Origin of the sequence: Bradyrhizobium sp. NBAIM08 (assembly GCF_020193935.1) — a bacterium.
Classification (GTDB): domain Bacteria; phylum Pseudomonadota; class Alphaproteobacteria; order Rhizobiales; family Xanthobacteraceae; genus Bradyrhizobium; species Bradyrhizobium yuanmingense.
In genome coordinates this window covers 48780-63419 of the sequence record NZ_JADYVR010000008.1, presented here as the reverse complement: position 1 = coordinate 63419, position 14640 = coordinate 48780, and the positions used below count along the sequence as shown (strand labels likewise).

Sequence of the window (14640 nt, the reverse complement as noted above, 5' to 3'; positions counted from 1 at the left end):
CTCCAGTGATTGCAGTGCAATCACAGATTCCGGACGGCGATCAGAATCCCGATGAAGGTCGCGGCGATGATCCAGAGCGCCACGGTGCGCCAGCGGTTCTTGCGGCCTTCGCTGCGTCCCATCGCCGCGATGCTCTCCGGCGAAAGCCTGATGCCCTCCCGCGTCATGGTCTCGAGCTGCTCGAGCACCTTCACCGACCGCTCGGCGATCTCCGGCAGGCGCATCAAGACCCGCGCGATGTCCCCGGTCCCTGTGAGCGCGCCCTCGATGCGGCCGATCGGTCCGAGGTTGCGCTCGATCCATTCGCGCACCACGGGGTCGGCGATCCGCCAGATGTCGAGCTTGGGATCGAAGCCGCGCGCCACGCCCTCGACCACCACCATGGTCTTCTGCAGCAGGATCAGCTCGGGCCGCGTCGTCATGTCGAACAGGCCGGTGACCTCGAGCAGCAGCGTGAGCAGCCGCGCCATCGAGATCTCCTCGGCGGTGCGGTTGTGGATCGGCTCGCCGATGGCGCGGATGGCTTGCGCAAAATTCTCGACCGAATGATGCGCGGGCACATAGCCGGCCTCGAAATGCACCTCGGCCACGCGGCGATAATCGCGGGTGATGAAGCCGAGCAGGATCTCGGCGAGGAAGCGCCGCTCCTTCATGCCGAGCCGGCCCATGATGCCGAAATCGACCGCGACGAGGCGGCCGGCGTCATCCAGGAACAGATTGCCCGGATGCATGTCGGCATGAAAGAAGCCGTCGCGCAGCGCGTGGCGCAGGAAGCTCTGGATCACCTTGCGGCCGAGATCGGGCAGGTCGACCCGCGCCTCGGCGAGGCGCTTGTGATCGTTCAGCGCGATGCCGTCAATCCATTCCATCGTCAGCACGTTGTGCGTGGTGCGGTCCCAGTCGACGGCGGGCACGCGGAAATCGGGATCGTCGCGCGTGTTCTCCGCCATCTCCGACAGCGCGGCAGCCTCTAACCGTAGGTCCATCTCCATCGCGACCGAGCGCGACATGGTGTTGATGACCTCGATCAGGCGCAGGCGCCGCGCCTCGGCCGAGTAGGCCTCAGCCTTGTGCGCGACGTAGAAGAAATCGGAGAGATCGCGGCGGAAGCGCGCGGCGACGTTGGGTCTCAGCACCTTGATCGCGACGGACTTGCGGATGCCGCCGCGCACCACCTCGCCGCGATGCACCTGCGCGATCGAGGCAGCCGCGACCGGCGGGCCGAAGCTCACAAAGATGTCCGTCAGCGGCCGTTCCAGCGAGGTCGCGATCGTGGCCTCGGCTTCCTGCTGCGGAAACGGCGGCAGGCGGTCCTGCAGGCTTTCGAGGTCGCGCGCCATGATGACGCCGACCACGTCGGGGCGCGTGGCCAGGAACTGGCCGAGCTTGAGATAGGCCGGGCCCATCCGCGTCAGCGCGCGCGAGATCCGCGGTCCCTGCTTGGCGCCACGGCGCTCGATGATGCGCGCCAGCTTCAGCGCGAGCTGTCCCGGCGGCGGCACCAGGCTCGGATCGACCGCGCCGAACACGCCTTCGTGCGCAAACACGAACGCGGCGCGGATCAGGCGCGCAATGTGGGTGACGGCAGAGATCACAAACGCCAGCCCGAATGCAATGCGACGATGCCGCCGGAGAGTGTCTGCCAGCTGACGCGGGCAAAGCCAGCCTCGCGGATCATGTCGGCGAAGGCGGCGGGCTTCGGAAATTTGCGGATGGACTCGACGAGATACTGGTACGATTCGGCGTCGCCCGTGACCATGCGCCCGAGCGGGGGGATCACCTTGAACGAGAACAGATCATAGAGCTTGTCGAGGCCGGGCATCTCGACAGTGGAGAATTCCAGGCACAGGAAGCGGCTGCCGGGTCTCAGCACGCGATAGGCCTCGCGCAGCGCAAGGTCGATCCGGGGCACGTTGCGGATGCCGAAAGCGATCGTATAGGCATCGAAGCTGCGGTCGGCGAAGCCGAGCGATTCGGCATTGCCTTCGACGAAATCGACCTGGGTGTCCAGATGACGCTTGGCGGCGCGTTCGCGCCCCACGGCCAGCATGTCCGCATTGATGTCGCACACCGTGGCGTGGAAGCCGGGGCCGGCGGCCTTGGCGGCACGGAACGAGATGTCGCCGGTGCCGCCGGCGACGTCAAGCAGCGCGAACGGCCGGTCGCCCCTCGGCGGATCCAGCGCGGTGATCATGATGTCCTTCCAGACCCGGTGCAGGCCACCGGACATCAAATCGTTCATCAGGTCATAGCGCGACGCCACGCTGCGAAACACATCGTTCACCAGCGTCTGCTTGTCCCCGAGGGGAACGTCCCTGAAGCCAAAATGCGTGGTTTCGCCCGGCCGATCCATTACTCTACTCCACTCGGCGGACCATAGCCCGCCCGCCGCAATGGCGCTATCACACCGCCTTCATAAGGTGAATGCCCGACCATGCCTGAATTGCCCGAAGTCGAGACCGTCCGCCGCGGCCTTCAGCCCGTGATGGAGGGCGCGAAAATCCTCGATGCGGAGGCCCGCCGGCCGGATTTGCGCTTTCCGTTCCAGCCCGACTTCGTGGCCCGGCTCAAGGGGCAAGTCGTCACGGGCCTCGGGCGCCGTGCAAAATATCTCATGGCCGATCTCGCCTCCGGCGACGTGCTCTTGATGCATCTGGGCATGTCGGGCTCGTTCCGCGTCATCAAGCCGGACAACGAGGCTCAGCCAGGCGAGTTTCATTATCCGAAGGCTAAGGATTCCGCCCACGACCACGTGCTGTTTCGGATGTCCTCGGGCGCCGACATCGTCTTCAACGATCCGCGCCGCTTCGGATACATGAAAGTGATTGCGCGTGGCGCGCTCGAAGACGAGCCGCTGCTGCGCGGGCTCGGCCCCGAGCCGCTCGGCAACGAATTCGACGCCGCGATGCTGGCGCGCTCCTGCCAAGGCAAGACCACGAGCCTGAAGGCCGCGCTGCTCGACCAGCGCGTGGTGGCCGGGCTCGGCAACATCTATGTCTGCGAGGCGCTGCACCGCTCGCATCTGTCGCCGCGGCGCATTGCTGCGACGCTATCCACCAGGAAGGGCGAGCCGACGGATCATGCGCAGCGCTTGGTCGGCGCGATCCACACCGTGCTGAACGATGCCATCAAGGCCGGCGGCTCCAGCTTGCGCGACCATCGCCAGACCTCGGGCGAGCTCGGCTATTTCCAGCATTCGTTCAGGGTCTATGACCGCGAAGGCGAAAAATGCACGACGCCGCGCTGCGGCGGCACGATCAAGCGGTTCGTGCAGAACGGTCGTTCGACGTTCTGGTGCGCGAAATGTCAAAAGTGACCGTCGGGATTGCCGCAGCGTCGTAGCCCGGATGGAGCGCAGCGTAATCCGGGGCCGGCCTCTCCGCGGAGAGACCTTCCTGGATTGCGCTTCGCTTCATCCAGGCTACGGGAGCCCTCGCTACAACGCGCGAGGCGAAGCAATCCGGCCGGGCTGGTGGCCGAACTGCTTCGTCGCTTGGGCCCGTTCACCGGATGGCGAAGAGCCCGACTGTCGTCCGAGCGATCGCCCCGCTCAGGACGCCAGTGCCGTGGTCTCGTCCGCCGCCTGTTCCGCAGCGATCTGCAGCATGCCGTGCGCAGCCGAGATGACCTGGTCGATCAGGACATTGGTGGTGGCTTCGAGCTCGAGCCGGGTTTCGATCCAGCGCCAGAGGCCGCGGATCTCGTCCGCCGATTTGCCGTTCGGCGCGAATTCACTCACGGCAAGGCCGCTCGCAAGCGCGTCCTGGTGATCGTTGCGCATCACGATCAGCGGACGCGCGAGCACCTCGGCAAGATCGAGCGCGGCTTCCTCGGCGAGCGCGGTCGCGGCGTTGTCGATGCGCTGTCCGCGGATCGGCGTCTGGTTGAGCACGAAGCTGTAAGGCCGCTTCCAGGCGCGGGCGACGCTGAGCGTCGAGACGGTCGCCTCGATGTCGGCGACGCTGGGACGGGCCGGGATCAGGCAGAGGTCGGAATGGCGGATCGCGGCGGTGGTGGCGGCGCTGAGGCCGGCGGCGGTGTCGACGATCGCGAGCTGGAGGCCGCTGTCGGCGAGCATCTTGAGACGCGGCGCGATATCGGCGGCGTGATAGATCGGCTCGACGACGAGATCGTCGGTAGAGCGGCGGCGCTGCCAGTTGGAGAGGGTGCCCTGCGGGTCGGTCTCGATCAGGCGGACGGTGAAGCCGGCCTGCTTGGCGGCCAAGGCGAGGCCGATGGCGAGCGTGCTCTTGCCGCTGCCGCCCTTTTGGGTGGCCAGTACGATCGTGTGCATTGAAGGTCAATCCTTTGGAGTGCTGGGTCAGGGATACGCCACGCGAACGTGCATCGCTTCTGGATGCTGAGCGCTTCTCGCTCAGGACGTGCCGGCCCGATCCAAAGGGGATCGCGGAGGTCCGAATCAACGGCAACGATGATGGCGGAATCGCGAATGCCAGCGAATCCGTACCATTACCGGCTCCGTAATCGTACGTAAGGTGGCCCGCACGGCCGTGCCCCGGCTCTGCGCGGCAGCGCAAGCGCTGCAACGCGTCCAGGGGCACGAGACCTACTTGCGCACGCAGATCACGCGCACGACGGCGGCTTTGGCGTCGGTCGACGTGCCATTCGGGCTGACGCCCTTCGCCTTGAGAAACCCGCGCACCGCCTCGGCAGAGACCATCATCGCCTGTGATGCCGGCACCGACGTCGCGGGTCCCGCGACCACCGCCGGCTTCAGCAGCGCGATGCCGGCGAACTTGCCGTCGCCGTCGACGGCTGGGCTGCCGGAGAAGCCGACCGCCGGCGGCGGCGAGAGCGCGGAATTGCTGCTCATCGCCGGCGTCAACGCGGCCTTGAGGTTCGACACGGCGGCGGCGCCGCCCTGGCTTTGCGGATCGGCGATGCCGACGACATCGACATTGGTCTTCGCGGCCCCGCCGGCGAGGCTGAGCGGCCTCAGGTCGCGCGCGCCGTAGATGCGCAGCAGCGCGAGATCGTGCTCCTTGTCCTCGGCGAGACGGTCGGCGCTGCCATGGCCGGCGATCGTGATCGCAAGGCAGCTGTCGGTGACGAGGCGGTCGGTGACGATCGCGCCGTCCTCGCTGACGACGATGCCGGTGCCGTATTCAACGTTCTTGCGCGGCGGCGGCCCGGCCAGCGGTCCCGAGGGAAACGCGTTGAACGCGCTCGACATCGCGATCACGACCGGCTCGACCGTATTCTCTGTCGCCTGGTCGTAGAGGATCGTCATGGTGCGGACCTCGTCACCCTTGAAGGTGCCGCGGACGTAGAACTTCTTCTGGCCCTGCAAGCCCGACAGCACGAAGAAATCCGGCTTCACCACGGTGTAATCGACCTTGCGGCCGGACGGCTCCTTCTCGAGATCGGCGAGCTTGGCCGAGGTCGGGCTCACTTCCTTGCGGCGGCTGAGAACCACCTGCACCGTCCCTGTCGGCGAGGTCCATTTCGAGCCGTTGGCGTCGCTTGCCTGCTGCGGCACCAGCTTGCCGGGAATGCCGAGCCGGGCGCCGCTGGTCGGCTCCGTCACGATCTTCCAGCCGACGCTCTCCTGCTTCTTGCGTGCCGCCTCGGCGAGCGCGGTGCGCTCCTGCGGATTGAGCACGCCGGTCGGCTTGCCGCCCTTGGCCTTCTGGTACTCCTTGATGGCGTTGACCATGCGCTCGCTGACGTCGCCGGTGATGGCGCCGTTATATTGTCCGACCCAGGCGAGGTCGGACTGGAGCGCCAGCCGCTCGGCTTTGGCCATGCCATCGGCCGTCGCGGACGGCGTCTGCATCGCAGGGGGCTTGACCGGAACGGTCTGGACCGTCTTCGGGGTGGCGCCTGGCACTTGGGGCGTCGTCATCTGGGCGTGCGCGCCCGTGGCAGCCGCCAACATCAGTGTTGCCGCAAGCATCGATCTCATGACAAATCCAGCCAGCCCGTTGAACGCCAAAACATTGAAAAGCATGCGATTGAAGCACATCTCGTTGGTCGCGAACAATGTTGCGGTGGTTCAGTGGCGTAGAGGCCGCGAGCTGAGATCCTCATCCTGCGGAGCGGCCTCGAGGCCGCGTCTCGAAGGATGGCCGCGGCGAAATCGGGACCTGCATGGTTCGAGACGGCGCTTTGCGCCTCCTCACCATGAGGGTTGAGAGCGGCGGCTTGGTAGGAGAGGCGTACGACGATGCTGAGCCCGGACGAACTCGAACGCTATGCCCGCCACATCGTGTTGCGCGACGTCGGCGGCCCCGGCCAGGCGGCGCTGAAGCGGGCCTCGGTGCTGGTGATCGGCGCCGGCGGGCTCGGCGCGCCCGCGCTGATGTATCTGGCCGCCGCCGGCGTTGGCACGCTCGGCGTGGTCGACGACGACGTGGTGTCGCTGTCCAACCTGCAGCGCCAGGTGATCCATACGACGCCCGACATCGGCCGGCACAAGGTCGAGAGTGCCGCCGAGCGGATCGCGGCGCTCAACCCGCATGTCCGCTTCGTCGGCCATGCCACCTGGCTCAACGCGGATAACGCGCTCGGCCTGATCGGCGATTACGACCTGGTGCTCGACGGCTCCGACAATTTCTCGACGCGCTATCTCGTTTCCGATGCCTGCTTCTTCGCCAAGCGGCCGCTGATATCAGCGGCGCTCGGCACCTTCGACGGCTCGCTGACCACCATCCGCGCGCATGAGACGAACGAGCAGGGCGAGTTCAATCCGACCTACCGCTGCCTGTTTCCGGAAGCGCCGCCGCCCGGCACGGTGCCGGCCTGTGCAGAGGCCGGCGTCATGGGTGCGCTCGCGGGCGTGCTCGGCTCGATGATGGCGCTGGAGGCCATCCGCGAGATCGTCGGCTTCGGCGACGGCCTCGTCGGCCGCCTCCTGATGATCGATGCGCGCGCGATGCGCTTCGAGACGCTGCGCTATTCACGCGATCCCGCCAATCCGCTCAACGGCGACGGGCCTGTGTTCGAGGATCTCAGCGTCCATCGCACCTGATCGCCGCGGTTACGCCGTCGCTGGCTTCTCGCTGTCGAGATGCGCCATATGCTCGGCCGGGTAGCGCGTGCCGGCCGCGATATTGGGTGGAAACGCCTTGGCCAGCGCCGCGACATGCACCGGCGTCAGCGTCACCTTCGTTGCGCCAAGCGCTTCGCTGAGGCGGTTGCGGGTGCGGGCGCCAACCAGCGGCACGATCGCGTTGTCCTGTGCAGCGACCCAGGCGATCGCAACCTGTGCCGGCGTTGCGCCGATCTCGTCCGCGATTGCGCGCAGCTGCTCCACCAGCGCGAGATTGGCGTCGAGGTTCGCCCCCTGGAAGCGTGGCGTCATCAGCCGGTAGTCACGGCCGGCCTTGCCTGAGTCCTTCGACCAGTGACCGCTGATCAGGCCGCGCGCGAGCACGCCGTAAGCGGTGATGCCAATGCCGAGCTCGCGGCAGGTCTTCAGGATATCGCGTTCGATGCCGCGCTCGATCAGCGAATATTCGATCTGGAGATCGGCGATCGGATGCACCGCATGCGCGCGGCGGATGGTGTCGGAGCCGACCTCGGACAGGCCGATATGCCTGACATAACCGGCCTTCACAAGATCGGCGAGACCGCCGATGGTCTCCTCGATCGGCACATTGGGATCGAGACGCGCGGGACGGTAGATGTCGACATAGTCGGTGCCGAGGCGCTGCAGCGAATAGGCGAGGAAGTTCTTTGTCGCCGCCGGCCTCGTGTCCATTCCCGCGAATTCACCGGCGGGGCCGCGCAGCGCGCCGTACTTCACACTGAGCTGCACCTTTTCGCGCGACACCTCCTTCAGGGCTTCCCGCAACAGCATCTCGTTGTGCCCCATGGCGTAGAAATCGCCGGTGTCGAGCAGGGTGATGCCGCCGTCGAGCGCCGCGTGCACCGTGGCGATGGCCTCGCCGCGATCGGCGGCGCCGTAGACCTCCGACATGCCCATGCAGCCGAGGCCGAATGTGGAGACGGTCGGGCCGGTTGAACCGAGTTTGCGCTGTTCCATGATGATCATCCTCGAAAAGGCGGCTGCGCCGCGTCACGAGGACAGATATGAGCCAGAGCGATTGCGCCGATAAGCTGGACAATCCAGAACGCCTTGTTCACATTGACGAACAATGGCCGAGCCCGATTTGCGCGATCTCGATGTCTTCGTGGCGGTTGCCCGCACCCGCAATTTCCGGCGGGCGGCGGTCGAAGTTCGCGTGTCCGTATCGAGCCTTAGCCAACGGCTGCGGGACCTGGAGGAACGCCTCGGCGTCCGCCTGATGAACCGCACGACCCGCAGCGTCGCGCTGACCGAGGCGGGCGAGCTGCTGTTGTCGCGCGTCGCACCGGCGCTGCGCGATGTCGGCGATGCCCTGGAGCAGGTCCGGGGCCTGCGCGGGGTCGCCTCGGGCCGCCTGCGCATCAATGCGCCGCCGCCCGCGGTCGATCTGGTACTGGCGCCGCTGGCCGGGCCGTTCCTGAGCGCCCATCCGCAGGTCGATCTCGACATCGTCAGCGAAAGCGGCTTCGTCGACATCGTGAGCGGGGGCTATGACGCCGGCGTGCGCTATGGCGAGCATCTCGCGCAGGACATGGTGGCGATCCCGCTGAGCGGCCCACAGAGCTACGTCGTGGTCGCTTCGCCCGGTTACATCGCGCGGCGCGGCAGGCCGAAGCATCCGAAGGACCTGCTCGACCATGATTGCATCCGCGCACGCTATTCGAGCGGCGTCATGCACGATCTGGAATTCGAGAGAGCCGGGCAGGTGGTGAAGGTCGATCCGCCGGCGAAGCTGATCTCGACCAATATGAATCTTGCAATGCGCGCCGCGCTCGACGGCGTCGGCATCTGGGCCACGCTCGACGGCTATGTTGGCGATGCCGTGAAGTCGGGCGATCTGATCAGCCTGATGGAAGAATGGTGCGAGCCGTTTCCAGGCCCGTTCCTGTATTATCCGAGCCGGCGCCAGACGCCGCCAGCGCTGCGCGCGTTCATCGATTTCGTTGCGGATTGGCGCAAGCGCGAAGGGCGTGGGAAGTAAACCTCAAAGCATGCTCGGCAGCACGCGGTCCGGCGGCTTGTGGGCATCGAGGAAGGTGCGGATGTTGATGATCACCTTCTCGCCCATCTCGACCCGGCCCTCGATCGTGGCCGAGCCCATATGCGGCAGCAGCGTCACCTTGCCGGCCCTGGCGAGCCGCACCAGTTTCGGATTGACCGCGGGCTCGTGCTCGTAGACGTCGAGGCCGGCGCCGCCGATCTCGCCGCCTTCGATCAGCTTGATCAGCGTGTCCTCGTCGGTGACCTCGCCGCGCGCGGTGTTGACGATATAGGCGTCTTTCCGGATCAGCTTCAGCCGCCGCGCCGAGAGCAGGTGATAGGTCGCCGGCGTGTGCGGACAGTTCACCGAGATGATGTCCATCCGCGCCAGCATCTGGTCGAGGCTTTCCCAATAGGTCGCCCCCAGCTCCTCGGCGATCACGGGGGCGACGGGACGGCGGTTGTGATAATGGATCTGCAGGCCGAAGGCGCGGGCGCGGCGTGCCACCGCCTGGCCGATGCGGCCCATGCCGATGATGCCGAGGCGTTTGCCCCCGATGCGGTGGCCGAGCATCCAGGTCGGCGACCAGCCGGCCCAGGGCTTGCCTTCGGTCAGGATCGAGGCGCCTTCGATCATTCGCCTGGGCACCGCGAGGATCAGCGCCATGGTCATGTCGGCGGTGTCTTCGGTCAGCACCTTCGGCGTGTTGGTGACGGTGATGCCGCGGGCATGGGCGGCTGCGACGTCGATATTGTCGACGCCATTGCCGAAATTGGCGATCAGGCGGAGCTTGCAGTCGGGCTGGTTCACGACCTCGGCGCTGATGTGATCGGTCACGGTCGGAACCAGCACGTCGGCGGTGCGGGCGGCTTCCGCGATCTGCTCGGGCGACATCGGCGTGTCGTCGAGATTGATCCGCGCGTCGAACAGCTCGCGCATCCGCGTCTCGATCGAATCCGGCAGCTTGCGCGTCACCACGACGAGGGGCTTTTTCTTCACCGACATGTCCTGCTCTCATGAGGCATCGCAGGCCGCCTCTGTCGCCAAAGGCCGGTCGTTGAGGCCTCATTAACCCGGTTGTTCGACACTGCCCTTGCCGTGTCCGTCCCCGGCGTTTCCTCCAAGCTCACCCGACATTTCCGGCCGGAAAATCGGGGCCAATTGGTTGCTCAAGTGCCCGTTCTCTCTAGCAGAAGGCCGGGCCAAGACAAGAACCACGGCTCAAGGCTTGGAACCCGCGTGGGGCGGGGAGAAGGGGCAGGCGCGGCAGGGTTTTGGAATTTGGGGTGAGGGCCCGGTGTGCCGGGTCTTCGAAGGAGACGGGTTGATGGCGTTGGGGCGTTTTTGTTGGGTGATGGCGCTCGTTTGCACTTGGTTGAGCGCCTCGGTCGGGCCCTCGCATGCGGCGAAGGACAATACCCCGCAGACCACCAGCGGCTTGCCGGTGCCGCGCTATGTCAGCCTCAAATCGGATCACGTGAACGTCCGCGCCGGCCCGACCAAGGACAATGACGTCGCCTGGGTCTACACCCGTGCCGGCCTGCCGGTCGAAATTACCGCCGAGTTCGAGAACTGGCGCCGGGTGCGCGATTCCGAAGGCGCCGAGGGCTGGGTCTATCATTCGCTGCTGTCGGGCCGCCGCACCGCGGTCGTCACCATGAAGCACAAGGACGATCTGGCTCCGATCTATGACCGGCCCGATCCCGACAGCGCGGTTGCGGCCAAGCTCCAGGCCGGCGTCGTCACCCAGGTCAAGAAATGCGCCGCAGGCTGGTGCCGCGTCATCGGCAATGGCTTCGACGGCTGGATCCAGCAGGAGCGCCTCTGGGGCGTCTATTCGGACGAGCAGGTCAACTGACGCCGTCGGGCGGCGGAGCAATCTGCCGCCCCAACGTCATGCCCGGGCTTGTCCCGGGTATCCACGCTCTTCTGACTAGTCCCAAAACGTGGATGGCCGGGACATAGGCGAGCGCAAGCGACGCCGTCCCTTTGGACGGCTATGCCCGGCCATGACGACCAAATCAGTGATGCAGGATTAGCTCAGCGCTTCTTGCGCAGGCGCACGACCATGTCGATGCGGGAGATCTCGTAGCCCTCGGGCACCTCCGGCATCTTGGACAGCGCCAGATGCGGATCCTCGATGTCGACCAGCTCGTGGCTGTTCTCGAGATAATAGTGGTGGTGGGTGGTGACGTTGGTGTCGAAATAGGTCTTGGTGCCGTCGACGCTGACCTGGCGCAGCAGGCCGGCATCGGTGAGCTGGTTCAGCGTGTTGTAGACGGTCGCCAGCGACACCGGGACCTTGGCGAGGGTGGCTTCCTCGTAGAGCATTTCAGCCGTGAGGTGGCGTGCGCCCTTGCCGAACAGCAGCCAGCCCAGCGCCATGCGCTGGCGCGTCGGCCGCAACCCCGCGGACTGCAGCATTTCGTTGACGTCGTGCCAGGGACACCCGGTCAGGGCCGGCTGGCGGCCGGACAGGAGGGCCGCGGCATGGTCGTCGTCGTGTTGGGACGCGGTATTCTCGTTCATTTCCAAGATTTCGGGCACGCGTGAACAATATCTACTTGTAACATAAGAAGAGAAAGATGCAGATGCAAGTTTCTCGCAACTAGAGACGTTCTAATTAGGCTCGGAACCGGTTGGGGGAGCCCGTCATTTTACCTTCATCTCTGCGCTTTGCTACCCGAAATGGCCTGTGTTAGAGAGCGCGCGGTTCCGCTTAGCCGATTTTGGCGCAGCCGGGCATGGAGGCCCGGTTGGCAATCCATGCGAAGCTTGCGCAAGTCGCGGCCGGCGGTGGCGATTGGCGGTCCGATCGAGACGGGCCCATTTTCGCCAGGAACGCCGCTCAATCGGGATTTGAACAGAGGCTCGTGAATGCTGAACAGGCGCAACGGTTACGACTATGAAGATCTGCTGGCCTGTGCCCGCGGCGAGATGTTCGGCCCAGGCAACGCCCAGCTGCCGCTGCCGCCGATGCTGATGTTCGACCGCATCACCGACATCAACGACAATGGCGGTGAGTTCGGCAAGGGTCTGGTGCGCGCCGAGCTCGACGTGAAGCCCGACCTCTGGTTCTTCGGCTGCCATTTCAAGAACGATCCGGTCATGCCCGGCTGCCTCGGACTCGATGCGCTGTGGCAGATGGTCGGCTTCTACCTCGGCTGGAGCGGGGGGGAAGGCCGCGGCCGGGCGCTTGGCCTGAGCGAGCTGAAGTTCGGCGGCCAGGTGCTGACCGACGCCCGCAAGGTTGTGTACAACGTCGATATCAAGCGCGTGATGCGTTCGAAGCTCGTGCTCGGCATCGCCGACGGGTGGCTTTCGGTCGATGACCAGATTATCTATCGCGCCAAGGATCTGAAGGTCGGCCTGTTCAAGCAGGGCACGAGCCTGGGCTGAGCGCATCACTAAGAAGACAACGATTGAGGCGAGGCTGTCATGAGGCGGGTTGTGGTCACCGGGATGGGCATCGTCTCGTCGATCGGAAACAACACCCAGGAAGTGCTTGCGAGCCTTCACGAGGCGAAGTCGGGCATTTCGCGGGCTGAGAAATATGCCGAGCTGGGCTTCCGTTCGCAGGTGCAAGGCGAGCCGTCGCTCGATCCGTCGACGGTGGTCGACCGCCGCGCGATGCGCTTCCTCGGCCAGGGCGCGGCGTGGAATCACATCGCCATGGAGCAGGCGATCCAGGATTCCGGCCTGTCGCCCGACGAAGTCTCCAACATCCGCACCGGCATCATCATGGGCTCCGGCGGCCCCTCGGCGCGCACCATCGTCGAAGCCGCCGACATCACCCGCTCCAAGGGACCGAAGCGCGTCGGCCCGTTTGCGGTGCCGAAGGCGATGTCCTCCACGGCATCCGCGACGCTCGCGACCTGGTTCAAGATCAAGGGCGTGAACTATTCGATCTCATCGGCCTGCGCGACCTCGAACCATTGCGTCGGCAATGCCTATGAGACCATCCAGATCGGCAAGCAGGACGTCATCTTCGCCGGCGGCTGCGAGGAGCTGGACTGGTCACTGTCGGTGCTGTTCGACGCCATGGGCGCGATGTCTTCGAAGTACAACGACACGCCGGCCACGGCCTCGCGTCCCTACGATCTCAATCGCGACGGCTTCGTCATCGCCGGCGGCGCCGGCGTGTTGGTGCTGGAGGAGCTCGAGCATGCAAAGGCGCGCGGCGCGCGCATCTATGGCGAGGTGGTCGGCTATGGCGCGACCTCTGATGGCCACGACATGGTGGCGCCGTCGGGCGAAGGCGCCGAGCGCTGCATGCGCATGGCGATGTCGACGGTGAAAACCAAGGTCGACTACATCAACCCGCACGCGACCTCGACGCCGGCCGGCGATCCGCCGGAGATAGAGGCGATCCGCAAAGTATTCGGCGTCGGCGAGAAGTGCCCGCCGATCTCGGCGACCAAGGCGCTGACCGGCCATTCGCTCGGCGCCACCGGCGTGCAGGAAGCGATCTATTCGCTGCTGATGATGAACAACGGCTTCATCTGCGAGAGCGCGCACATCCAGGAGCTCGACCCCGTGTTCGCCGACATGCCGATCGTGCGCAAGCGCATCGACAACGCCAAGATCGGCACCGTGCTGTCGAACTCCTTCGGCTTCGGCGGCACCAACGCCACGCTGGTGTTCAGCCGGCTGGATGCGTGATCTCTGACTTTGTCATGCCCCGCGAAGGCGGGGCATCCAGTACGCCGCGGCTTCTCTATTTATCACGACGGTCTCTGGAATACTGGATCGCCCGCCTGCGCGGGCGATGACGTCGAAAATAGGAGCGATGGCGGCAATGGAAGGTTTGATGAAAGGCAAGCGCGGTCTGATCATGGGCATCGCCAATGATCATTCCATCGCCTGGGGCATGGCGCGGACGCTTCATGCCCATGGCGCCGAGCTTGCCTTCACCTTCCAGGGCGAGGCGCTCGGCAAGCGCGTCAAGCCGCTGGCGGAGCAGCTCGGCGTCGATCTGGTGCTGCCTTGCGACGTCGAGGACATCGCAAGCGTCGATGCCACCTTCGCGGTGCTCCGCGAAAAGTGGGGCAAGCTCGACTTCGTGATCCACGCGATCGGCTTTGCCGACAAGAACGAGCTGAAGGGCCGCTATGCCGACACCAGCCGCGAGAATTTCTCGCGCACCATGGTGATCTCCTGCTTCTCGTTCACGGAGGTCGCAAAGCGCGCCGCCGAGCTGATGACGGAGGGGGGCAGCATGATCACGCTGACCTTCGGCGCCTCAGAGCGCGCGATGCCGAACTACAACGTGATGGGCGTGGCCAAGGCGGCGCTGGAGGCCTCCGTGCGCTATCTCGCCGCCGATTTCGGACCGCGCGGCATCCGCGTCAACGCGATCTCCGCCGGCCCCATCCGCACGCTCGCCGGCTCCGGCATCGGCGAGGCGCGGGCGATGTTCGCCTTCATGCAGAAGCATTCGCCGCTGCGCCGCGGCGTCACGCTCGACGACCTCGGCGGCTCGGCGCTATATCTGTTGTCGGATCTCTCCGGCGGGGTGACCGGCGAAGTCCATTATGTGGATTCCGGCTACAACGTCATCCTGATGCCGCGGCCGGATGATCTGAAGTCATCGGAATAGCTTCGTAGC

General features: G+C 65.7%; 14 protein-coding genes. 7 read left to right on the top strand and 7 right to left on the bottom strand.

Annotated elements, in window-relative coordinates:
- Positions 1–20 precede the first annotated feature (20 nt).
- Complete coding sequence (gene ubiB / locus I6F37_RS25725; RefSeq protein ID WP_036009056.1) at positions 21–1595, bottom strand: 2-polyprenylphenol 6-hydroxylase; 1575 nt, start codon at positions 1593–1595, stop codon at positions 21–23.
- Complete coding sequence (gene ubiE, locus I6F37_RS25720; RefSeq protein ID WP_036009053.1) at positions 1592–2353, bottom strand: bifunctional demethylmenaquinone methyltransferase/2-methoxy-6-polyprenyl-1,4-benzoquinol methylase UbiE; 762 nt, start codon at positions 2351–2353, stop codon at positions 1592–1594. Before ubiE ends, ubiB begins: the two co-directional genes overlap by 4 nt.
- 81 nt (positions 2354–2434) lie before the next feature.
- Between ubiE and mutM the strand changes: the two genes are divergently transcribed.
- Complete coding sequence (gene mutM / locus I6F37_RS25715; RefSeq protein WP_036009051.1) at positions 2435–3316, top strand: bifunctional DNA-formamidopyrimidine glycosylase/DNA-(apurinic or apyrimidinic site) lyase; 882 nt, start codon at positions 2435–2437, stop codon at positions 3314–3316.
- A 234-nt stretch (positions 3317–3550) separates the two neighbouring features.
- Here the strand turns inward: mutM and I6F37_RS25710 are convergent, their stop codons facing one another.
- Both I6F37_RS25710 and I6F37_RS25705 read right to left on the bottom strand, forming a co-directional pair.
- Positions 3551–4294: a ParA family protein gene (locus tag I6F37_RS25710; RefSeq protein ID WP_036009049.1), complete on the bottom strand. Its 744-nt coding sequence runs from the start codon at positions 4292–4294 to the stop codon at positions 3551–3553.
- A 273-nt stretch (positions 4295–4567) separates the two neighbouring features.
- Positions 4568–5926: a serine protease gene (locus I6F37_RS25705; RefSeq protein ID WP_036009066.1), complete on the bottom strand. Its 1359-nt coding sequence runs from the start codon at positions 5924–5926 to the stop codon at positions 4568–4570.
- A 261-nt stretch (positions 5927–6187) separates the two neighbouring features.
- Between I6F37_RS25705 and I6F37_RS25700 the strand changes: the two genes are divergently transcribed.
- Positions 6188–6991: a molybdopterin-synthase adenylyltransferase MoeB gene (locus I6F37_RS25700; RefSeq protein WP_036009047.1), complete on the top strand. Its 804-nt coding sequence runs from the start codon at positions 6188–6190 to the stop codon at positions 6989–6991.
- 9 nt (positions 6992–7000) lie between these two features.
- Here I6F37_RS25700 and I6F37_RS25695 read toward each other — a convergent pair whose 3' ends face one another.
- The gene (locus I6F37_RS25695) at positions 7001–8008 is read right to left on the bottom strand and encodes an aldo/keto reductase (RefSeq protein ID WP_036009063.1); all 1008 of its coding nucleotides are present in this window, start codon (positions 8006–8008) and stop codon (positions 7001–7003) included.
- Between the two features lie 112 nt (positions 8009–8120).
- On the opposite strand from I6F37_RS25695, the gene I6F37_RS25690 reads away from it, so the two are divergent.
- Entirely contained in the window at positions 8121–9032 is a 912-nt protein-coding gene (locus tag I6F37_RS25690; RefSeq protein ID WP_036009045.1) for a LysR family transcriptional regulator, read from the top strand.
- Between the two features lie 3 nt (positions 9033–9035).
- Here I6F37_RS25690 and I6F37_RS25685 read toward each other — a convergent pair whose 3' ends face one another.
- On the bottom strand, positions 9036–10037 hold the full coding sequence (locus tag I6F37_RS25685) for a D-glycerate dehydrogenase (RefSeq protein WP_036009043.1): 1002 nt from the start codon (positions 10035–10037) through the stop codon (positions 9036–9038).
- A gap of 322 nt (positions 10038–10359) precedes the next feature.
- Here I6F37_RS25685 and I6F37_RS25680 point away from each other — a divergent pair, with 322 nt between their 5' ends.
- Entirely contained in the window at positions 10360–10890 is a 531-nt protein-coding gene (locus I6F37_RS25680; RefSeq protein ID WP_036009040.1) for an SH3 domain-containing protein, read from the top strand.
- 182 nt (positions 10891–11072) lie between these two features.
- Here I6F37_RS25680 and irrA read toward each other — a convergent pair whose 3' ends face one another.
- Positions 11073–11561: an iron response transcriptional regulator IrrA gene (gene irrA, locus I6F37_RS25675; RefSeq protein ID WP_036009037.1), complete on the bottom strand. Its 489-nt coding sequence runs from the start codon at positions 11559–11561 to the stop codon at positions 11073–11075.
- Between the two features lie 348 nt (positions 11562–11909).
- On the opposite strand from irrA, the gene fabA reads away from it, so the two are divergent.
- From fabA to fabI, 3 genes are all read left to right on the top strand, one after another.
- The gene (gene fabA, locus I6F37_RS25670; protein WP_036009034.1) at positions 11910–12431 is read left to right on the top strand and encodes a bifunctional 3-hydroxydecanoyl-ACP dehydratase/trans-2-decenoyl-ACP isomerase; all 522 of its coding nucleotides are present in this window, start codon (positions 11910–11912) and stop codon (positions 12429–12431) included.
- 39 nt (positions 12432–12470) lie between these two features.
- On the top strand, positions 12471–13694 hold the full coding sequence (fabB, locus tag I6F37_RS25665; RefSeq protein ID WP_036024480.1) for a beta-ketoacyl-ACP synthase I: 1224 nt from the start codon (positions 12471–12473) through the stop codon (positions 13692–13694).
- 136 nt (positions 13695–13830) lie between these two features.
- Entirely contained in the window at positions 13831–14631 is an 801-nt protein-coding gene (gene fabI, locus I6F37_RS25660; RefSeq protein ID WP_036024482.1) for an enoyl-ACP reductase FabI, read from the top strand.
- Positions 14632–14640 lie beyond the last annotated feature (9 nt).